This is a genomic window from Phaeobacter sp. B1627, from assembly GCF_006265095.1.
Lineage (GTDB): Bacteria > Pseudomonadota > Alphaproteobacteria > Rhodobacterales > Rhodobacteraceae > Epibacterium.
The window spans coordinates 1-20850 of record NZ_VCNK01000009.1 but is presented as its reverse complement, the minus strand read 5'-3'; the positions used below and the strand labels follow the sequence as shown (position 1 = coordinate 20850).

Genomic DNA, 20850 nt, shown 5'->3' with positions numbered 1-20850 from the left:
GCGTCAAGGTTCCAGCCGCTGGAAACCAGACCGCTCACGGGCCTGTGTGATCAGCTCGGGGGGCAAACGCATGAGGGTGGCGGTTCTTGTCCATAGGATCGCCGTCTCAATCATCCGGTCCGGGTAAATCTGCGCCAACGCGGCTTCGTAGGCAGCCATTTGCCGCAGCAGCCCTTCGGGACATAGGTCTGGCCGGTCGGGTACAATCGCGTTGGATTTGAAATCCACCACCAGGATGCGATCCGGCGACAGGATCAAGCGATCAATCACGCCATGCAGCCGTTGCCCGCCAAGATCGGCGCTGACAGTCACCTCGGCCAGCGCATCCGGCGCGAAGACTGCCGCGCATTCAGGTGATTGCAGAACCAGGCGTGCCTCCTGAAACAGCGCGGTCCAGTCGTCATGCCGGGCGATGGCTTCGGCTCTTTGGTCCCACTCGGGTTCGGGAATGCCGGGCAGGTGTTCCAGAAGCGAATGAAGCGCAGTTCCCCGTGATTTTGCCGAGTCCTCATCAAGTCCACCATCGCCGGCAAGGGCCTTTGCTCCACCCAGATCTTCGGAAGGTCGCAGGGTGGAGGGCGGCGCCACATAGGGTGGAGCCGGGCGCAGAAACAGATCCGGCAAGTGGATATCTTCCGCCTCTGTCAGGTCAGAGGGCACAAAGGGCAGGCTATCCCAGTCCCCATGAGCCCACCGCAGACCCTCACCGCCAGGGGCACCAAATGGCAGAGCTCCCATGGTTTTCATTGCCGCATCGACGCGCTGGTACCAGCTGTCACCACCCTTGTCCAAATCCCCGGCTCCGGCAACAATCAGCCATTTTTCGGCACGCGTCAAAGCCACGTAGAGCAGTCGCAACCGTTCGTTTGCTTGGCGGTCCTGGGCCCCGTCCTTGGCTGCGACCATCGCGGGCGGCATCTGTTCGCTGGCCACACGCCACAAGGGGGTGCCATCGACGGTCATGACCTCGGGGGCAGGGGAAGGCCGACGTTTCGTGGTATCGGGCAAAATCACAATGGGCGATTCAAGCCCTTTGGAACCATGGACGGACATCACCCGGATCATGGCACCAGCCGCACCCATCTGTCGTTTGATTTCCAGATCGTCAGTTTGCATCCACACCAGAAAACCGGTGAGGCTGGGGACTTCTGTGCGTTCATAGGCGAGGGCCTGCGACAGAAGCGCGTTGATACCGTCCTCTGCCTCGGTTCCAAGTCGGCCCAGGAGCTTTGCCCGACCCATATGGCGGGTGAGAATGCGTTCAATCAGGTCGAACGGGCGGAGGAAATCGGCCTGATCACGCAGGTCATTCAGGATCTCCATCGTTTGCGGGAAGGCATCGGCGCGGGACCGCAACGCAGCCCAAAGGTGGGGCTCCTGACGTCTGTGCGCAAGATCGAACAGCATTTGCTCGGACCAGCCGAACAAAGGTGACTTCAATGCCTCCGCCAGCGACAATGAGTCCTCGGGCAGGGCGAGGAACCGCAGCACCGCCGCAATATCCTTGACCGCCAGCTCGGCACCGACCTTCAGCCGGTCGGCACCTGCGATCGGAAGGCCTGCGGCCTTGCAGGCACGAATGATCTCGGAAAACAGATCAGATCGGCGCTGGACCAGGATCAGAAAATCACCGGCATGCACGGGGCGGCGCTGAAAACGACCGCGGTTCGGGCCGTCCTCCGGGATGGTGACGCCGGTGTCGATCATGTCCTTGATCTGACCCGCAATGCGTTCGGCCAGAATGACCGCGTGGTGGCGTGGGCTTGGTCGGTCCACGGGGTCCGTCCAGTCCCGGTCTTCCTCGCTCTCGGTCTTGTCCACCAGCGGCCAGAGGTCCACGCGACCGGGGAGATCGGATTTGAACGCCTGATGCTTGGCCTCCGTCGCAAACCCAGCCCGATCCTGCCCGTCAAACACAACATCCACCAGACCGAGGATCGCGGCGGACGAGCGGAACGAAAATGCCAGGTTGGCGTTTTGCAAGCCGTCTCCGGTCTCGACTAGGCGTTTGCCAAATTCGGCCTGCATCCGGTCAAACGCATCCGGGTCCGCACCCTGAAAGGAATAGATAGACTGCTTTTTGTCACCCACGACGAATATGGTGCGCTCAACCTCCTGGCGGGCGCCCAGGCCTGAGGTGAACTCCTGGGCCAGCTTTTCGACGACGTCCCATTGCACCGGGCTGGTGTCCTGCGCCTCGTCCACCAGGATATGGTCGATGCCACCATCAAGCCGGTACAGAACCCAGCTGGCCACGGCGGGATCATTCAGCAAATTGCGCGCCTTGACGATCAGGTCGTCAAAATCCAGCCAGCCCCGCAGTTGTTTCCGGCGTTCGTATTCCGGCAGAAATACGCGCGCAAACTCATGTAAAACGAGGGATTTTTCCATTGCCCCGAGGGCAAGCCGATGTGGCCGTGCCTCTTCCACTCTGGCCATGAAGGGTTCGAGCTGATCCATCAGCACGCCATGGCTTTCGCGCAGTTTCTTGGTGGGAAAGCTGCCGATCTTGGCGGTGAATGGCGCTTTGGCGCTTTTGCCGGTCAGAAAAATCTCCTCAAGCACAGGCAAGGCATCGACTGTGACCTCCCTGATCTGCGCAAGTTTCTCGGCGTTTTTATTGTCGGTGACGCCACCCGATTGCAGCATCGTGACGGTCCGAGCGAGGATATCCGCCTCTGTGCCAAGGAAGACATCCTTGTGCAGCGCCCGCAGATCGTACCCCTCCGGCAAGCCAAATACTGTGCCGAGCGAGTCGCGATCGATAGCGGGGCTGAAATCCGCCTGGCGTCTGCATATTTCCGCAGTCAGATCGTCGAAATCCAGGCCCCCCACATGAAACGAGGCAGCCTCCACGACATGTGCAGAAGCGCCTTGCGCCATATCCTCGACGATTTCTGCCCGCAGCAGAGTTGCGGCGCGATCTTCCATCTCGGAAAACTGTGGGCTGACACCGGCCTCAAGCGGGAAACGCCGTAGCAGCGAAGAGCAAAACGAGTGAATGGTCTGTATCTTGAGGCCACCGGGGGTCTCGATCGCCCTGGCAAACAGGGTGCGGGCCTGCGAGAGCCTGTCGGCGTTGGTCGCGTCTTCCGCGCCGAGGTCCACAAGCGCCGCCCGTAGCGTGGCGTCCGGTAGCATGGACCATTCGCCCAATCGCTGAAACAGCCGGTTCTGCATCTCGCTGGCCGCGGCCTTGGTGTAGGTCAGGCACAGGATGTGTTGCGGTTCCACGCCCCGCAGCAGAAGGCGCGCGACACGATCTGTCAGGACCTTCGTCTTGCCGGATCCTGCATTGGCCGCGAGCCATGTGGAGGCGTCAGGTCGTGCGGCACGGAACTGTGCTTCGGAAGCGGCATCGCGGTTCATGTCAGGTCCTCCGGCGTGGGGTCTGAGCTGCGATCCCATTCACCAAATCTGGCAAGGTGGTCATAGTCGCCGGCAAAGTCATCGCGGTGCACCATGCGGCGACTGCTGTAGCCCTGCTCCGGGTCAAAATAGGCTTCGATCAGACTGCGCAGCTCTGCCCAGACCTTCGCTGGCGGTTCGTCCTGGATCGGGGCGGGGACCTCTTTTACCGGCGGCTTCAGGCCGATGTACAGCGAACGTTCCACCCGGGCCGCACCGTATTGGTCAAAGGCGCCTTGTTCTGCCATGGCAGTTTCGATCAGCAATTGTTTCTCAAAGGATTTTTGTTGATTTTCTGAAGGCGGGTCGCCGGTCTTGTAGTCATAAAGGTGCAGGCCCCCAAGGTCGTCCACGTCGATCCGGTCTGCTTTGGCTGTAATTTCGAAATCCAGTGGCGACACGCGGACGGCGCCCGAGGTTTCAAACCCGGACGGACGAGCGCGGGATTGTCTCTCTCGCTCGCCCGCGACAAAATCATCGGCCACTTTGCGCAGGCGGGAAAGCCAGAGGGTCCGGGCGACGGGCCAGGGTACTTCCGCTTCGAGAATCCGACGCGATTGTTCAATGAATACATCGGCGTTGAGGTTCTCTGGCGTTTGCAGAACGGATTTGATGAATGTTTCCAATACGGTGTGGATGACGGTTCCGCGCAGCAGCGCATCCGGTTCCTGAAGCAGCGGATCAACGGGCCGCAGCCGCAGCACATGTTTGGCATAAATCGCATAGGGGTCCCGGATCAGGCGCGGAATTTCCGTCACCGTCAGCCTGCGCGGCCGTGCAGGTATCGGTGGTCGCGGAGAGGGTCTGGGACTGGCCGGCGACGGCAGCGGGGCGTCGAGAACGCTGGCCCAATCCAGCCAGACCTGCCCCCGCACCTGCATCGCAAAGAGCGCGGCTTGTCCGCCTTGCTCCGGCAGACCGCCGAGCAGGTTCATCAGTCGGTTCAGCCAACGAGAGGGCACCGTATCGGCCTCATCGGATCTTTTGGCGCGGGTCAGCCAGACTTCGGGCGCGGCGATCGCTTGCTGGAAATCATGGACGGACAAGCCGATCCGACGCTCCGGCAACAACAGCCCGGCCTCGTGGCGCAGTTTTCGGTTGAGCCAGGGATCGGGCCGCGCGGCTTCGGGCCAACTGCCCTCATTCAGGCCGCCGAGGATCACCAGATCAGCCCCCTGCACCCGAGCTTCGAGCGTGCCCCAAATCATGATCGTGCCGTAGGGGGCATCGCGGTCGCGCACCTCGCTCTGGGACAAGAGCGCCCCCAGAAGGTCAGCGAAATCGCGGGCTGTCATTGGTCCGCCATGCGGCGCCTCGGCTTCCAGTTCGCTCAGCACGTCATGCGCACTGGCGCCGGCTTTCTTGTCCCACAAACCTCCGGATCCTGTCGCCTGAGATCCCGCCGCGATGGCCTCGGCGATGCGGCGAAGGTCAGCAACCCATGCACTGAGTGGGCGCGGCCCGGTGCGATCCTGATGGGCCAGCGTGTTGGCCAGCCAATCGGCCCACCCGGGCAACAGATCGCGGCCGGTTCCGAAATTCTGTAGCGCGGCGGCATCGGGAAAAGGCGGTCCATAGCGGCGCATATGCAATTCCAGCTCGCGGGAATGGCGCAAATGGGGGCCACGGGCATCGCCGGAATGGGTGAGCGGGTGCTTCAGCAGCGTGAGCAACATATCCGCCTGCAACGGGCGGCAGAAAAGATCTGCAACATGGCGCAAGAAACGCCCCGGTGGTGACAGTTGCAAGGGCAGGCCGGCGGAATCGTCCGGCAGGATATTCCAGCGATCGAGGGCGGCCGAAACCTGCCGGGTGAGCATCCGGTCCGGCGTGATCAGAGCCGCCGTCTGCCCGTCCTCTGCTGCCTGTCGCAATCGCAAGGCAATGGCAAGGGCCTCGGCACGGGGATTTTCGGCCTCTATCAGCGTCAGGGAGTCCGTCGCCTTGTCGAGATCGCGCAGCTGTGGGCCTTCGCTCATCCAGGCGTCGGTAACCGGTGCGGGCCGAAGGGCCAGCGAAACCAGACGGTTCCGTGCGATGACATTTGGCTGCGTGTCGGTCCAGGGACGGATGTCACGCGGGGAAAGCTTCAGGTCCTGCATCAACTTCCAGAACCGGTACTGCGGATGGTCCTCAGCAACCATGGCATCGGAGAGACTGGCCCAGACCGTGTCCGGTTGATCAAAATCATAGCCCGGCAACACAACCGCGCCCTGTGGCAGGCGTGAGATTGCCTCCATCAACAACAATGTCGTCCCGCGCGACCCGGTAGATCCTGCCAGAATGACCGGGTGCTGCGGCGGGTTGATCTGCCACTCTTCGATCAGCTCCAGAACGACCTGCCTCTGGCGGGCGTTGACATCAAGCGCCCCGTCATGGAGGTCGACAAACGCGTCGGCGATCCCGATGAACGATTTTGCCCGGGCCCAGTGACCCGACATGTCGGACACATCCAGATCGCGAATCTGATCCGTTGTGACACCCTCGCTCTGCATTTCGTCAATGAGTTCGGCGAGGCTGTCGGACAGATCATAGAGCGATGAGCGCGCGGCCAGGTCCGGTTGAGCCTCCAAAAGTCTGGCGATCAGCTGCGAGAGTTCCAACCGACGGCGCAGGGGTGGCAGGGCAGGGGGCAACGCCCGCAGAGTAGCTTGGGTGCTGAGCCCGGAGAGCAGGGAAATACGCGGCAGAAGCAAGGCCGGTCCACTGTCGAACAGCTGCCGCACCCGACGCAGCATACGCTCTGTGTTGAGAATAACCTCGACCCTGGCCAAGGACTCCGGCGGCGATCCGGCGTTGCGCTGGATCAACCCTTCCACCAAGGCACGCGGAAAATCCACGCCACAGGGAACCGCAAACAGGCGGGGGCCGGGTATGTTCGTGTCAAACATCTGATGACGCCATCATTTTTTCTGCAAGTTCGATTCCGTCCGGGCGCCCGACATCACACCATTGGCCCTGATATTCCACGGCAGAGGCCCTGCCCTTTGCAATCAGCATGTCCCAAAGCAGATTGAGTGAAAAAACGGTTTCCGGGATTATATCCAGAAGGTCTGGCTTCACTATTTGCGCGCCAGTGTAGACCAAGTCACCGCCGCGCGTGATGCGGCCCGAACGATCGACGGAGAAGTCGCCACCACCGATCCGCCCGACGGCGCGAATGGTCGGCACACACAGCAACAGCGCGTCCATCTGCGCATCATTCCATTCCTGTTCCAATGCTGCCAACGGATTGGGTCCGGTCCAGGCAACATCGGGATTCAGAGTAAAAACGCTGGGGCTGTTCAGCAGGGATCTGGCCTTTTTCAGACCACCGCCGGTGTCGAGAATTTGACCCTCTTCATGGCTGATCAGCACATCACGTGACCGGAGGTGCGCATGCAGGACCTCAGCATGATAATGCGTGTTCACCACAATACGATCCGGTTTGACGGCCTGCGCCAGATCGAGAGCATGATCAATCAATGGCCGACCGGCAACAGGGATCATCGGTTTCGGCCGATCCGCGGTCAGCGCGCCCATCCGAGTCCCGAACCCAGCCGCAAATATCAGAATGGCACGCGGGGAGATGGTCATGCGCGCAGTTTCTCCAATGTGTCCGCATTCGGTTCCGGAAGAACGTCCAGCAGGGCCTCGGCCACGGTTTCCAGGGCAGGATGAGAGAGGCCGCGTTCGAAATGCGCCCAGACGCGCGGCACGAAGTCGATGTATTGGCGCTTGCCAAGGTTTTGGGACAAATGCGCGAATATTCCCAAAATGCGCATGTTGCGCTGCACCCCCGCAACCGCGTAGGCGCGCCGAAAGGAGACCTCGTCAATGCCGGTTGCCTGAATGTAGCGCTCTATCATTTCGGTTTCGATGCGCTTTGGAACGTCCCGCCGCGCATCCTGCAGGAGAGAGGCCAGATCATAGGAGCGATGGCCTGCCCTGGCGTCCTGAAAGTCGATCACGCCAACCCGGCGAATTCCATCCCGGTCCGGCAACCATATGAGGTTTTCGGCGTGATAATCGCGATGCACGAACACCATGTCGCCGGTCAGGGACCTGCGTAGTATTTCTTCGAACTGATCCTCAAATCGCGCGCGCACAATGTCGTTTGAATCTCCCCTCACCGCCCTGTGATACTCCGTAAAAGCCAATCCGGTCATCTCTGCCATCACGCGTGGGGTGAGTGGAGAGAGATCCGGCACCGGAGCCCCATGCAATTGAACCAAAAGGTCTGTTGCGGCCTCATAGAGCTCTGTTTCTGTCTGGGGCTGGGCCGCAATGGCTTGCGTGAATAGGGCATCTCCCAGGTCTTCGATCAGAAGAAGGCCGCGGTCGTGATCCTGCGCCAGAACCTGAGGCGCGGATACATTCAACCCGGTCAGATAGGTGGCAATCTCGACGAAGGGTCGCGTGTCGCCGCCGGTTTCCGGTGGCCAATCCATGAGAATGACCGTTTGCCCGGTATCGGCCGTCAATCGTCGGTAGCACCGCGTCGAAGCATCCCCTGCCAGTGTCGTGTGGGTCCAAGATTGATATCCGTGCGCTGCCAAAAAACCGGCAATTTCATCATTCCGAATGGTCATTCCTGAAGTCCTTTGAGTCTGCCGTCCCAGGTATCACAGGTCCATTCCAACTCCGCATGCCTGCAGTTCTCTTCACAGGGATCAACGGACAACCGAAGGGTCAAGGCAGTTTCTGGGCGCAGTTCTCCGAGCTTTTCCGGCCATTCGACAAGACAAATCGCATCATCAAAGGCCGCAATGAGGCCCAATTCCTCAACCTCATCCACATGGGACAGCCGATAAAGATCCGCGTGCCAGAGCTCGCACTGGGCCAGGTCGTAAATCTGCACAAGGGTGAAGGTCGGGGAGGGCACATCCTCGGGTTCAATCAAAAGGGATTGGATGAGGCTTCGGGCAAAATGGGTCTTGCCTGCCCCGATCGGACCCTCAAGCAAGACAACATCGCCCGGATTGAGGATCCGGGCGATACGATGGGCCAATTCGGTTGTCTTGTCGCCACTGCTCAGGTCGAGGGGGATGCAGCGCGGTTTGATGCTCTGTGTCATTGGGCCACAATGGCCCCGTGAGAGACTGTCCGCAAGCGGGTTCAGCTCTCCTTTGACACCGTGAAACGTTCCTGTTCCGGAGGTGCGATCGGCAGGCCAACCTGCTGGAAACGCACCATGGTCGATCCGTTCTGCAGCGCTTGGGTCCGGCAGATCAACTGCCCGCCATGCCGGAGATTGACGCGTGACCACCAGGGGCTGCGGTTTTCTGTACCGCCAGAGACAAAGTCGCGGATCTCTCCCCAGGTGGGCGTGGGGCCGGAGAGTTCCTGCCAGGTTTTGCAGGCATCGGTGATCGAGATCTTGGCAAAGCTGGCTTCGGGATCCGTTTTCCACATGTGATGATAGGCGGTGTTGGAATAGATCATGCTGCCATCGGCGCCGAACACCGCAAAGGCATCGTCAATATTGTCGAGGATGGATTGTCCCAGTTCCAGCTCAGACCGGAACTGGCGTGTGAGGGTGATTTCCGCGGTGATGTCCTCAAACAGAAAGGCAATCGCTCCGTCCGGATGGGGGCGGCCAGAAACAGAGTAGACCGATCCCGACGGCAGAGACCATGTTTCCTGATACCGGCCTTCGGCGGCGGCCTCCAGAAGATCAGCCATTTGGTGGCGCCAGCTGGAATAGTTTTTGGGCTCCGGCATCATGCGCTGATCCCGCAGGCGGTCAAAAAATGACATCATATTGGGCCGCGAACTCAGAAAACTGGCAGGCAGGGCAGTCAGGTCGATCAGCACCGGGTTGAACAGTACCAACTGCCGGTTTCGGTCAAAGATGGCGAGCCCGATGGAGAGCTGTGCAAATGTCTTGGCCAGCGTCTGGACAAAATTGCGTTGCGCGATTTCCGCATCGACGACGGCATTCACATCCATTGCGTGACACAGCCAGCCGGCTTCGGTTTCTGTCGTTGACACGTTGTACCAGAGCTTTTTGTCCAGCTCTGTCAGCTCGATCGAGATCCGTTCGGGACGGCCGCTGTTCATCGGCGCATCCAGGTTGGGAAATAATGGCGCGGAGGTATCATTGCCACGTCCGCGGATCTTCTGGTTCAGCCGATCATAGGCAAGGTTGGTCCAGGTCACGCGGGCATCGTCAGATTGCAGCCACACCGGGTAGGGGGCCTGATGGACCGCAGCGCGCAATGTGGTCAGTTCCTGTTCATCGCCGGGCTGACCGAGTTCGGAGGATGTACGGCGTAGCTGTACCCGCGTAATGCCGTCGATCCACTCGCAATGGGCCTCCCGACTGTCTGCCTCTGCCGTGCCGGACAGGGTCAGCGGCCCGACTTCACGCAGAAACCCCGGTGATTGGGGCAGGCCAGGGTAGCTGCGCGCCAGCTTGTCCCTGAGTTTCGACCAGCTGAATTCGTCGGTATTGTCGCCGAGCAGCTTCCGCGCGCCGGAGGACCAGGCAATCAGGGTTTGGTCGTCGAACAGGAAAACGGCATCGGTCCGGCCGTCTGCAATCAGCAGGTCATGTTCCATGCCTTTGCGTTCTGCCTTTGGGTTCAAAAACCACACCGCGACAGCAGCGCTGGCAATGCAAAGGGTAACCAGAACAACCCACTCTACGGACATCAGATATTGCATGGATCCAGCCTCGCTTAGTCTTCTTCGCCCATATGTTCTCTGACAATGGTTAATTGAAGTTTAATTAGTTTACTAAAAGTGAATAACTAAAATCCTATGGGAATATTTTTACCGCCAGGGACGGGCGTGTCACCGCGGATCGCGTCGATTTTACGGCGGGGCCATGTTACGGTGACGAGTGCGCCCCGTTTTTCAGGGGCCAGATCCTGTGAGGTGCGGAGATCGCGACAGTTGGCAAACTTCAGACGCGCACCGGTGCGTTCCAGGAGTGTTTTGGCGATGAAAAGTCCAAGACCCATGCCCTCATACTCCGGACGCTGACTGCGATCGGTCAGCGGGGCGCGGCGACGCATGAAAGGGTCTCCGAGGCGGCCGAGAAGATGCACGGGAAACCCGTTTCCGTCGTCGAGAATACGAACTTTGATCCAGTCCGTGCTCCAATGTAGCTCAATCCAGACGCTCGTATGGGAGAAGTCGACGGCGTTCTGGATCAGGTTCCGCAGCCCATGGATCATCTCGGGTTTGCGCAAAACGCTGGGCGGGCTGTGGTCGGCGCCTTCGGCAGGATGCTCACTGAAACGGATATCCTTGCCCCGGCTGAAATGAGGTTCGGCGGCCTCGTGAACCAGGGCGGACAAGGGGGCCTGACGCAGGTGCAGATCGTCTTTGCCCACTCTGCCCATACTGCGAAGAATGTCCCGGCAGCGGTCCGCCTGCTGCCTGATCAGACGGGCATCCTCTTGCAGATCAGGGGCGTCTTCGAGCTCTTCGATCAACTCCGAACTGGTCAGTTTAATCGTCGCCAGGGGCGTTCCGAGTTCATGCGCGGCAGCGGCAACAACTCCGCCGAGGTCGGTCAGCTTCTGTTCGCGTGACAAGGCAAATTGCGTTGCCGCCAGGGCATCGGACATGGATCGGATTTCTGCGCTGATCCGATAAGAATAGGCACCGATAAAGAGGATCGCAATGATGAGAGCGCACCAATGGCCGAACATAAAGAGGGTCGGCATAATGAGGATTTCGCCCTCGGATGTCTCCAGCGGCACGTGAAATGGGACAAGGAGCGAGGTCAGGATGATCGCGCTTGTCCCGATTATCAATGTTGACCGCAAGCCCATGACCGAGGCCGAAATGGTCACCGGACCCAATACCAGAAGGGCAAAGGGATTATTCAGTCCACCGGTCATATAGAGGAGAAAGCACAGCTGCAGGAGATCGAACAGTACCATCAGGAAATTCTGGAATTCCGTCAGGCGCTTGTTCTCCGGGAAAATGATCAATGCCACCAGATTTCCAAGCGCAGAGACGCCGATGGCAAGATAGCACGGCAGCAGAGCCAGTTGCAGGTTGTACTGACTTTGCGCGACGCCGATCGCTGTCGCCTGACCGGTGATTGCAACCCAGCGAAGAACGATCAAGGTACGCAGCCGGATCCAGTTGCTGCGCTCCTGACCGCTCATAAGGCCCAGACTTTGATCGCTCATGTGACGTTTGCTCCCGTTGCATCGCCGACAATTCTTGATAGGTCTGGCATAAACCGGGATCAACTGCGGCACATTCTCCGTGCCAGTGCATGCTCCCCATGTCTATGAGGATACGAGCTATGGTTCGAAATTTCGCCGTTCTGGCCCTTGTGTGTATCGCCGCACTGCTGGGTGGAGTCTGGTATTTGACGTTGCGGGGCGGCGGGTCGGCCGACGCTTTCGCGCAGTGTCGCACCACTGCAATCGCTGGCGGCAGCGATAGCATTGGCGGGCCGTTTGAGTTGATAAACGCCGCAGGAGAGACGGTCACTGACAAGGATGTGATCACCGAACCATCGATCCTCTACTTCGGCTACACGTTCTGTCCGGACGTGTGCCCGCTCGATACCAGCCGGAATGCCGAGGCAGTGGATGTTCTGGCGGAACGTGGCTATTCCACCACGCCGGTCTTTATTTCTATTGATCCTGAACGGGATACGCCCGAGGTGGTCGGCGACTTTGCCTACAATCTGCACGAGAAGATGATCGGCCTCACCGGGTCTGCGGAACAGGTGAAGGCCGCAAGCCAAGCGTATAAAACCTACTACAAAGCGCAGGACGGGGATGAGGACTACTATCTGGTGGACCACACAACCATGTCCTATCTGGTCCTGCCCGAGCATGGATTCGTCGACTTCTTCCGGCGCGATGTCACGGCGGAACAGATGGCAGACAGGGTCGCCTGTTTCATCGATAACAGCTGATGGTGTCAGTGGTTTGACGTTTCAGGCTAACAGCCTAATATCCTCGACAAACAAGAGCGCGCGCCGCTGGAAGGAACTTGAATGGTCGAAGCAAATTTGCCCGACATCGGACCCGATCCCTCGCTTTTGCTGGTCGATGACGACGAACCTTTCCTGCGCCGCCTGGCGAAGGCGATGGAAAAGCGTGGTTTCGCGGTCGAGACTGCGGATTCCGTGGCGGCGGGCCGGGCCGCAGCGACCGTTCGTCCCCCGGCCTACGCGGTTGTGGATCTGCGGCTGGAAGACGGCAATGGTCTTGATGTGGTTGAAGTGCTTCGTGAGAAACGCCCCGACAGCCGCGTTGTGGTGCTGACCGGCTATGGCGCGATTGCAACTGCGGTGGCCGCGGTCAAGATCGGTGCCACGGACTATTTGTCAAAGCCGGCAGATGCCACCGATATCACCAATGCGCTGCTGGCCGGTGATGGTGCGCTGCCGCCGCCGCCGGAAAATCCGATGAGCGCTGATCGGGTCCGGTGGGAACATATCCAGCGCGTCTACGAGCTATGTGATCGCAATGTTTCAGAAACCGCGCGGAGACTGAATATGCACCGGCGCACACTGCAGCGTATTCTCGCCAAGCGCAGCCCAAAGTAGAGCTGACGGATGGCTGGCCCCGGTGATCTAGATCCATTGACGCTGCCATCCCCGAAAGGCGGTTGGTCGGAGACACTGCGGACCCTGAAGGACGCGATTGTGGTGCCGCCTGTGGAAAGCGACATGGTGCAGGAGGCGGGCGTTTTGCATGCGGATGGCACATATTGTCCAGAAGGCGCATTGTGGCGCAGGCATCGTCCCATCACAACTGAACCCGCCATGCCTGATATTGTCAGCGGGGAGATCTCGGGCCGTTGGCTTTGGGGAGGCGTCCTATGGGCGCATTTCGGCCATTTCCTGGTGGAGAGCACCTCGCGGCTCTGGGCGCTCGATCATCTGGATCGGCCTGTAGATGGCGTTCTGTTCGTTCCGAAACGTCCGGCGGTTGGTGATCAGGTTCGGGGATTTCAGACGGAATTCCTGGGTCTCATGCACAGGGATTTGCCTATTCGCGTCGCTGCCGATCCCGCCCGGGTCGAAGAGTTGGTTGTGCCGGGGCAGGGGTTTGGTCTGGGCGAGATCATCGAAGGCACGCCCCGTTACCGCAATGCTGTCCACGCACGCTTTGCCCGTGATGTGGTGCCCGACGGGCCGGATAAAATCTATATTTCCCGGTCCAAGTTGGGGTTGGGAAAGGGCGGATTGCTGGGTGAGGAGCAATTGGAGCACCATCTATCCGAAGAGGGATACGAGATCTTCCATCCGCAAAACCACAGTCTGACGGAACAGATCGCCCGCTACAAAGCCGCAAAAAAGGTGATCGCAGCGGACGGATCGGCGCTGCATCTCTATGCAATGGTCGGGCGGCCGGATCAGCGTGTCGCGATGGTGCTGCGGCGAAAATCTACCGCCCATACGCTGCTGACCGACAATGTCCGCCATTTCTGTGGATGTGATCCCTTGGTCATTGGAGCATTGCGGACGGAATGGGTGCCGGTGGACAAACAGCGCTCCAGTCGGCTGAGCTTCGGCGAACTCAATCATTCCGTCATTGGCAGGGAGCTCCGGGCCGGAGGCTTCATCTCTGGCGGCGAGGACTGGCCGGTCCTCAGTGAAGAAGACCGGGCGCAGATACTGAAAGACAAAGGTATAAAAAGCGACCGGTTTGTTGAGTCGCCTGAGTTTGAGAGAGACCGGATCCGGGAGCGGCGAATGGCCAGACGCGCGCGTCGGGCCGCACGAGAAGCCCGGCGTGCAGCCGACGGTTCTCCCTCCTAGAGCTGCGCCAGAAGGGCTTCGTGCCGCGCGATCAGGTCACGCCGGACCTCGACCGGTGGGCGCAGGCGGATCGTCAGATCTTCAATCAGCGCTTTATCGGGGCGCCCGAAAAACCTGGTTGCTTCCGCTTCCGAAAATCCTGCGATCTGAACCGCTTCCATCCAGGCAGAGATTTTATCTGCCCGCTTGATCTGGGCCTTGATGGTCTTGGGGAGCGTGGCGGGCAGGCCGAATCGAATATGAATGGCGGCCGTCAACCGCGCGTCCAGCTCACCATATCCCGACCCAACGGCTGCTTTAACGGGTGAAATCATATCGCCGATGACATATTCCGGCGCGTCGTGAAGCAGGGCGGCCAGCTTCCACTTGACCGGTGCCTTTGGATTCATGCGTCCATGAATGATCTCTACCAATAGGGAATGCTCGGCCACGGAATAGGCGAAGTCACCATGAGTCTGACCATTCCAGCGCGCGACAAAGGCCAAACCATGGGCGATATCCTCGATCTCTATGTCAACGGGTGTCGGATCCAGAAGGTCGAGGCGGCGTCCGGACAACATACGTTGCCAGGCGCGGGGAGGTTTCGGGGGCATATGAATTCCGTAGAGCGGTTTTCTACCTAGCTAGCGCCTGATGTGTGCCGACGCAAATGGACAGCACCGTAAAAGCGCTCGCCGGGCAGTGCCATCTTCGTTGCTTATCAACTTTTGCAGTGTTACCTCCGGCGTCAATATATCCTGTGGACTTCTCAAACGGAGCAGACAATGGCCGTAGACTATATCGTCAAGGACATCTCGCTGGCGGGCTATGGCCGCAAGGAGCTGGACATCGCAGAAACCGAAATGCCGGGTCTGATGGCACTGCGCAGCGAATACGGGGAGGCCAAGCCGCTGAAGGGGTCGCGCATCGTCGGCTCGCTGCACATGACGATCCAGACCGCTGTTCTGATCGAGACCCTTGTTGCGCTGGGTGCTGACGTGCGCTGGGCGTCCTGCAACATCTTCTCAACTCAGGACCACGCTGCTGCGGCGATTGCGGAAACCGGTGTCCCGGTCTTTGCGATCAAGGGGCAGAGCCTGGAAGAGCATTGGGATTATCTTGATAAATCCTTCCAGTTCCCCGAGGGACCCAATCTGATCCTCGACGATGGCGGTGATGCGACATTGTATATACTTCTTGGCGCGCGGGCCGAGGCGGGCGAAGATGTTATTTCCGTGCCGACTTCTGAAGAAGAAGAGGTCATCAAAGCGCAGATCAAGAAACGCATGGAGCAAACTCCGGGCTGGTTCACCAAGATGCGTGATCAGATCAAGGGCGTCTCCGAGGAAACAACCACCGGCGTCCACCGTCTTTATGATCTGGTAAAGCAGGGTCAGCTGCCGTTCCCTGCGATCAACGTGAACGATAGTGTGACCAAATCGAAGTTCGACAACAAATACGGCTGCAAGGAATCCCTCGTTGATGGCATCCGCCGCGCAACCGACACCATGATGGCGGGCAAGGTCGCAGTCGTCTGCGGCTACGGTGATGTGGGAAAAGGATCCGCGGCCTCCCTGCGCGGTGCCGGTGCCCGGGTCAAAATTACCGAGGCGGACCCCATTTGTGCGCTTCAGGCGGCCATGGACGGTTTTGAGGTTGTCCTGCTGGAAGAAGCGCTGGATGCGGATATCTTCATTACGACCACCGGTAACAAGGACATCATCCGTATCGAGCATATGCGCGAGATGAAGGATATGGCCATCGTCGGCAATATCGGCCATTTCGACAATGAAATTCAGGTGGCGAGCCTGAAGAACCACAAGTGGACGAATATCAAGGAACAAGTGGACATGATCGAGATGCCCTCGGGCAACCGTATCATCCTGCTCTCCGAAGGTCGTCTTCTGAACCTTGGTAATGCGACGGGCCACCCTTCCTTTGTCATGTCGGCGTCTTTTACCAACCAGGTTTTGGCGCAGATGGAGCTGTGGACGAAAGGCGATGAATACAAAAACGACGTATACATCCTGCCCAAGCATCTGGATGAAAAAGTCGCGGCGCTGCATCTTGATCGTGTGGGGGCCAAACTGACCAAGCTGACCTCCGAGCAGGCATCTTATATCGGTGTGAAGCCGGAAGGTCCCTTCAAGCCAGAGCACTACCGCTACTGAACGCTTTTCCAGTTTACAAATGGAAGAACCCGGCCAGTGCGTCGGGTTTTTTCATGCTCGCTGAAGGCGCTGGCCTCTCCGAGCCGTCATTTCTGATGCAGATCTCGATGAAAAAAACCTTTGTTGGTCAGAAAAATCACCGTACCTTCGAAACACAATAATGTGACACCAGAAGTATGGCTGCCGAGCCGACAGGAGAATTCGACTATGGGAAAGCGTGAAGAGCTGATTGCGCAATATGCAGAAGACCTGAAGACCAAATGTGGCATGGAGCCGGATCTGGATCTCTTGACGAAAGTGACAATCGGTTGCGGACCGGCAATTTACAACGCAGATGCCTCGACGGTCGCGTCAAGCCAGCCGAGCGAACTCGAAACCGTAAAAAACAATTTCCTGGTGAAGAAACTGGGCCTCGAAGATGGTCCGGAGTTGATGGACGCAATCTCAAAAGTGATTGAAACCTACGGTAAATCTGAGCGCAACAAATACCGTGCGGTTGTCTATTACATGCTGACCAAGCATTTCGGCAAAGAAGCCATCTACGGATAACCTCTTGGTCAAACTATCACGCATTCTCACTGCTGATCTAACCTTCGACTGCAAGACCAAGTCTTGTGACATCACAGCGATACCCGGTTTCGCGAGACGAGACTGTCCGAAATCCACTCTGGGTGATTGGGGTGTGATTGGTGAAAATGACTGTTCCGATAGTATGGGCCGCGGCAATGCCTTGCGGCCCATAATAATTGGTAAACAGGTTTTGTAGCTCTGTGGGACAGGTGGTGGCCGACCGTCAATCGTCTTTGGTTTGCCCCATCCTGCAGACTTCCTGCCACTCCGCGTCAGAGACAGGTTGCACGGATAAACGAGAGTTCCTGACCAGAACCATCTCTGACAGAGCCGGATTTGACTTTATTTCGTCCAGCGACACCGGCTTGGCAAAGGGCCGCACGGCTTTGATATCCACGCATTCCCATCTCGGGTCGTCGGTCTTGCTGTCAGGATGGGCTGTGGCACATATTTCGACGATCCCAACGACAGATTTCTCTTTCAGGGAGTGGTAGAAAAACCCGCGATCTCCGAGTTGCATTTCGCGCATGAAGTTCCGGGCCTGATAGTTGCGAACGCCGTCCCATTCCTCGCCCGCGTCGCCTTTGGCTACCTGATCATCCCAGCCCCAGGTGTTGGGTTCGGATTTGAACAGCCAGAAAGCCATCAGCCAACGACCTTTTTCCAGGTGATGAGCTCCACCGCTTCGAACAGACCAGCCTTGTTGTAGGGATCGTGTTCCGCCCAGGCCTCGCCGGCGGTCATGTCCTCCACGTCAAGGATGACCAGCGAGCCAACCATCTCGCCGTCCTGATCCAAAAGCGGACCCGCCTGTGCGACCACGCCCGTGTCATCAATGTAGGCGAGATGCGCAGCCCTGTTGTCGAGACGAGTCTGAAGGTGATCCGGTTTATCGCGCGCTATCAATGCTATGAGCATTTTATTCCTCTTTTAGTGGCCTTTTAAGCAGTTGATCCGCCGCGTCGGCTATCGTCAACCTGTGATCCAGCAAATTGGTTACCGTTTGCGTGATCGGCATTTCCAATCCAATCGCCGACGCGGCTTTCGCAGTCGCCCTGGCCGTTGCCGCACCTTCCACGGTCACGCTCGGATCAAAGGGGGTGCCCTGACCCAGGCTGAGGCCAAGACGAAAGTTTCGCGATTGCTCTGAGGTGCATGTCAGGGCGAGATCACCGAAACCTGAAAGACCTGCCAGTGTTGCTGCCTTGGCGCCGCGTGCCAGGGCCAGACGCTGCATCTCCGCATAGCCCCGCGTCATCAGAGCTGCGCGGGCGCTGTCCCCGAGTTTGGCGCCGATCACCGCGCCACAGGCGATTGCGATGACGTTTTTCAGCGCCCCGCCGATTTCCGCACCTATCAGATCAGTCGTGCGGTAGAGGCGCAGATTGTCAGTCGAGAGCTGCTTTTGCAGATCATAGCCCTTGCTGTCACCGTCACAGGCCAGAGTGAGCGCCGTTGGCAAGCCTCTTGCGATATCGGCTGCGAAGCTCGGCCCTGTCAGCAAGGCAGCGGTTGCGCCCGGAACAGTGTCCTGAATGACAGAGATCGGCCCCAAACCCGTCGCAAGCTCAATCCCTTTGCAGCACGCAACCAGCCGGGAGCGGCAGAAACGAAGATGATGCGCTCGCAAAAAGCCGCGCATTTGCTGCATCGGGACCGCGAGAAGGAGCGTCGCATTGCCCCCGATCTCGGCGATATCAGACGTGACTGTCAGGTGTTCAGGAAATGGAGCGCCAGCCAGACGTCGGCGGTTTTCGCGCGTTTTACGCATGTCCCCGGCGTGTTCCTCGTCTCGGCACCACAGCGTCACGGGCGTTTTTCTCGCCAATGAAATCGCCAGCGCCGTGCCAAATGCTCCGGCGCCCAGAACCGCGACAGTCATGCTTTTGCGCCCTTCTTTCCACTCCCGATCAGAGCGGGGCTTGTTTTATCCAATGGCCACCTGGGCCGTGCAATAAGATCCATTCCATCGCGGGCCCCGGCCCGAAACCGTTCCAGACCAGCGTAGGCGATCATCGCGGCGTTGTCGGTGCAAAGGGCGAGCGGAGGCGCCAGGAAATCCGTCCCCGACGTGGCGCACAGCTGCATCAGCCCTTTGCGGATCTCAGTGTTGGCCGCCACGCCACCGGCGACAGCCAAGGTCGGCCGGCCCGGAGCCTCTGCCAGATAGAGGTCCAGCGCACGTTGCGTTTTTTTAACCAGAGTTTCGACAATCGCGGCCTGGAAACCGGCGCAAAGGTCGGCGCGATCCCGGCGTGTCAGGCCGCCTTGTGTCTCGATGATTTGGTCCCGCATCCGCATCAGCGCGGTTTTGAGACCGGAAAAGGAAAGGTTGCAGTCAGGGCGGTCGAGCAAAGGTCGCGGGAAACGAAACCTGTCGGGATCTCCCATCTCTGCTTCGGCCTGTACAGATGGTCCGCCGGGTTGCGGCAGCCCAAGAAGACGCGCCGTCTTGTCAAAGGCTTCGCCCGGTGCGTCATCAATCGTCCCGCCCAGTCGGGTGAACAGTTCCGGCCCCCGCGCGATCAGGAACTGGCAATGTCCGCCTGAGACCAGAAGCATCAGATATGGATAGTCAATTCCATCCGTCAATCGCGGCGTGAGCGCGTGACCCGCGAGGTGATTGACCCCGACCAGAGGCAGGTTTCTGGCTGCGGCTATGCCCTTGGCACACATCACTCCGGACATCACCCCTCCGATCAGTCCGGGACCGGCTGTGACCGCAACGGCATCCAGATCGTCCAGCGACAGGTGGGCTTGCGTCAAAGCGTCCCGCACACAGGTATCGAGTTTTTCGGCATGCGCCCGCGCTGCGATTTCCGGGACCACACCACCAAAAGAACTGTGCAGGTCGGTCTGACCGTAAACAATCGAGGAGAGAATTTCAGCAGGTCCGCCGTCGCGTTGCCGCACCACCGCGGCCGCCGTATCATCGCAGCTGCTTTCGAGTCCAAGAAACGTGAGGGTTTGCGTCATGTTGCTACCGTTGCATCCTTTGTAGTGGGGGGCTACCACCAAGAAGAGGTGCAAACAATCCCGGGAGCGCATAGGTGAAAACGAGCATGCCAACCCTGTTGATGACTCGTCCCTGCGACGCAAATACCCGGTTTCTCAATCTGCTGCCCTCACAATTCTTGCAGGGCATATCGGTGCTGCAGTCTCCTCTTCTTGAAATTGTGCCCACGGGCGGAAATGTCGACCTCAGTGGTATCTCTTCGGTGATTTTCTCCTCTGGTGAAGCGGTGAGGGTGGCCTCGAACCAGACGGAAATTCGCACCAAAGCCTATTGTGTCGGGGAGCGCACGACCGAATTCGCCCGAAGCTCTGGCTGGGATGCGGAATACGCGGGCCATCAGGCCGATGCGCTGGTCGAACAACTTGCCGTTTGGCGGCCCCCTGGGGGTATTCTGCATCTACGGGGTGAATTTTCCCGTGGTGACGTGGCTGCTCGCTTGTCCGCGCTGGGCCTGAAATGCACCGATCTGGTGATTTACCGGCAGGTGTTTGGTCCACTCAACCTTCGTGCACAGGAGGCGATGAACGCTGGACTTCCCATGTTCGTCCCCCTGTTTTCGCCAAGGACAGCTGCGCATTTCCAAAGCGTCTGCAAGGATATGTCCCAATTAACATTGATTGCGATGAGTGATGCAGTTGTTGAAGCTATGCCGCGCTTGCATTGTAAGGCAGTACACGTAAGTAAAGCTCCTGCAGCACAAGCAATGGCGGAGATGCTGCTTGATGTCGCGGCACCTTTTGTGCGGGTTGAGGCCGGTCGATCCGAAGACTAGGGTCAACTTTAGCTGGGTTGTGTATGTTTTGGGAATCGGGGGAACGGCGCTGTGGCTGAAGACAAGAAAACCAACGAAGCGCAGGACGCGACATCTGATCGTTCGCAAGAAAACGCTCCTAAGAGCGAGATGACCGCGGCGGAAATCGAGGAACGGCTCGGTACCGAAGAGCTTGACGATTTTGCCGAAACGGAGCTCCCACTTT

At 58.9% G+C, this 20850-nt stretch carries 18 protein-coding genes; 6 read left to right on the top strand and 12 right to left on the bottom strand.

What is annotated here, in order from left to right; genetic code table 11:
- Positions 1–3: 3 nt before the first annotated feature.
- The 7 genes from addA to regB form a co-directional block, all read right to left on the bottom strand.
- Positions 4–3369 (bottom strand): double-strand break repair helicase AddA, encoded by a 3366-nt coding sequence (gene addA / locus FGE21_RS06020; RefSeq protein WP_139662396.1) that lies wholly within the window; start codon positions 3367–3369, stop codon positions 4–6.
- Positions 3366–6299, bottom strand: coding sequence for a double-strand break repair protein AddB (gene addB, locus FGE21_RS06015; protein ID WP_139662395.1), 2934 nt, complete (start codon positions 6297–6299; stop codon positions 3366–3368). The genes addA and addB overlap by 4 nt, the downstream gene beginning before the upstream one ends.
- Positions 6292–6984: a nucleotidyltransferase family protein gene (locus FGE21_RS06010; protein WP_176695371.1), complete on the bottom strand. Its 693-nt coding sequence runs from the start codon at positions 6982–6984 to the stop codon at positions 6292–6294. Before FGE21_RS06010 ends, addB begins: the two co-directional genes overlap by 8 nt.
- A complete protein-coding gene (locus FGE21_RS06005; RefSeq protein ID WP_139662394.1) occupies positions 6981–7979 on the bottom strand; it encodes an aminoglycoside phosphotransferase family protein in 999 nt (332 codons plus the stop codon). The genes FGE21_RS06010 and FGE21_RS06005 overlap by 4 nt, the downstream gene beginning before the upstream one ends.
- On the bottom strand, positions 7976–8464 hold the full coding sequence (gene tsaE / locus FGE21_RS06000; protein ID WP_139662393.1) for a tRNA (adenosine(37)-N6)-threonylcarbamoyltransferase complex ATPase subunit type 1 TsaE: 489 nt from the start codon (positions 8462–8464) through the stop codon (positions 7976–7978). Before tsaE ends, FGE21_RS06005 begins: the two co-directional genes overlap by 4 nt.
- A gap of 41 nt (positions 8465–8505) precedes the next feature.
- Positions 8506–10056 (bottom strand): PAS-domain containing protein, encoded by a 1551-nt coding sequence (locus FGE21_RS05995; RefSeq protein WP_139662392.1) that lies wholly within the window; start codon positions 10054–10056, stop codon positions 8506–8508.
- A gap of 86 nt (positions 10057–10142) precedes the next feature.
- Positions 10143–11540, bottom strand: a complete 1398-nt coding sequence (regB, locus tag FGE21_RS05990) for a sensor histidine kinase RegB (protein ID WP_139662391.1) — start codon at positions 11538–11540, stop codon at positions 10143–10145.
- Positions 11541–11659: 119 nt separating this feature from the next.
- Here regB and FGE21_RS05985 point away from each other — a divergent pair, with 119 nt between their 5' ends.
- From FGE21_RS05985 to FGE21_RS05975, 3 genes are all read left to right on the top strand, one after another.
- Positions 11660–12283 carry an SCO family protein gene (locus tag FGE21_RS05985; protein WP_139662390.1) on the top strand — a complete coding sequence of 208 codons (624 nt, stop codon included), beginning with the start codon at positions 11660–11662 and terminating at the stop codon, positions 12281–12283.
- Positions 12284–12364: 81 nt separating this feature from the next.
- Entirely contained in the window at positions 12365–12919 is a 555-nt protein-coding gene (locus tag FGE21_RS05980; RefSeq protein ID WP_139662389.1) for an ActR/PrrA/RegA family redox response regulator transcription factor, read from the top strand.
- A 9-nt stretch (positions 12920–12928) separates the two neighbouring features.
- On the top strand, positions 12929–14137 hold the full coding sequence (locus FGE21_RS05975; RefSeq protein ID WP_139662388.1) for a DUF563 domain-containing protein: 1209 nt from the start codon (positions 12929–12931) through the stop codon (positions 14135–14137).
- On the opposite strand, the gene FGE21_RS05970 is transcribed toward FGE21_RS05975, so the two are convergent.
- Entirely contained in the window at positions 14134–14730 is a 597-nt protein-coding gene (locus FGE21_RS05970; RefSeq protein WP_139662387.1) for an HD domain-containing protein, read from the bottom strand. The two genes, FGE21_RS05975 and FGE21_RS05970, sit on opposite strands and share 4 nt — an antisense overlap.
- Before the next feature lie 171 nt (positions 14731–14901).
- On the opposite strand from FGE21_RS05970, the gene ahcY reads away from it, so the two are divergent.
- Together ahcY and FGE21_RS05960 are read left to right on the top strand one after the other, a co-directional pair.
- Positions 14902–16287 carry an adenosylhomocysteinase gene (gene ahcY, locus FGE21_RS05965; protein WP_139662386.1) on the top strand — a complete coding sequence of 462 codons (1386 nt, stop codon included), beginning with the start codon at positions 14902–14904 and terminating at the stop codon, positions 16285–16287.
- A gap of 207 nt (positions 16288–16494) precedes the next feature.
- Complete coding sequence (locus FGE21_RS05960; RefSeq protein ID WP_139662385.1) at positions 16495–16836, top strand: DUF2853 family protein; 342 nt, start codon at positions 16495–16497, stop codon at positions 16834–16836.
- 244 nt (positions 16837–17080) lie between these two features.
- Here FGE21_RS05960 and FGE21_RS05955 read toward each other — a convergent pair whose 3' ends face one another.
- Genes FGE21_RS05955 through tsaD form a run of 4 tightly spaced genes read right to left on the bottom strand, consistent with a single transcriptional unit; the run spans position 17081 to position 19833 of the window.
- The gene (locus tag FGE21_RS05955) at positions 17081–17503 is read right to left on the bottom strand and encodes an EVE domain-containing protein (RefSeq protein ID WP_139662384.1); all 423 of its coding nucleotides are present in this window, start codon (positions 17501–17503) and stop codon (positions 17081–17083) included.
- A complete protein-coding gene (locus FGE21_RS05950; protein WP_139662383.1) occupies positions 17503–17775 on the bottom strand; it encodes a YciI family protein in 273 nt (90 codons plus the stop codon). The genes FGE21_RS05955 and FGE21_RS05950 overlap by 1 nt, the downstream gene beginning before the upstream one ends.
- A gap of 1 nt (position 17776) precedes the next feature.
- Positions 17777–18739: an NAD(P)H-dependent glycerol-3-phosphate dehydrogenase gene (locus tag FGE21_RS05945; RefSeq protein ID WP_139662382.1), complete on the bottom strand. Its 963-nt coding sequence runs from the start codon at positions 18737–18739 to the stop codon at positions 17777–17779.
- On the bottom strand, positions 18736–19833 hold the full coding sequence (gene tsaD / locus FGE21_RS05940; RefSeq protein ID WP_139662381.1) for a tRNA (adenosine(37)-N6)-threonylcarbamoyltransferase complex transferase subunit TsaD: 1098 nt from the start codon (positions 19831–19833) through the stop codon (positions 18736–18738). The genes FGE21_RS05945 and tsaD overlap by 4 nt, the downstream gene beginning before the upstream one ends.
- 86 nt (positions 19834–19919) lie before the next feature.
- Here tsaD and FGE21_RS05935 point away from each other — a divergent pair, with 86 nt between their 5' ends.
- Positions 19920–20645, top strand: a complete 726-nt coding sequence (locus FGE21_RS05935) for a uroporphyrinogen-III synthase (protein WP_139662380.1) — start codon at positions 19920–19922, stop codon at positions 20643–20645.
- The last annotated feature ends 205 nt before the right edge of the window (positions 20646–20850 follow it).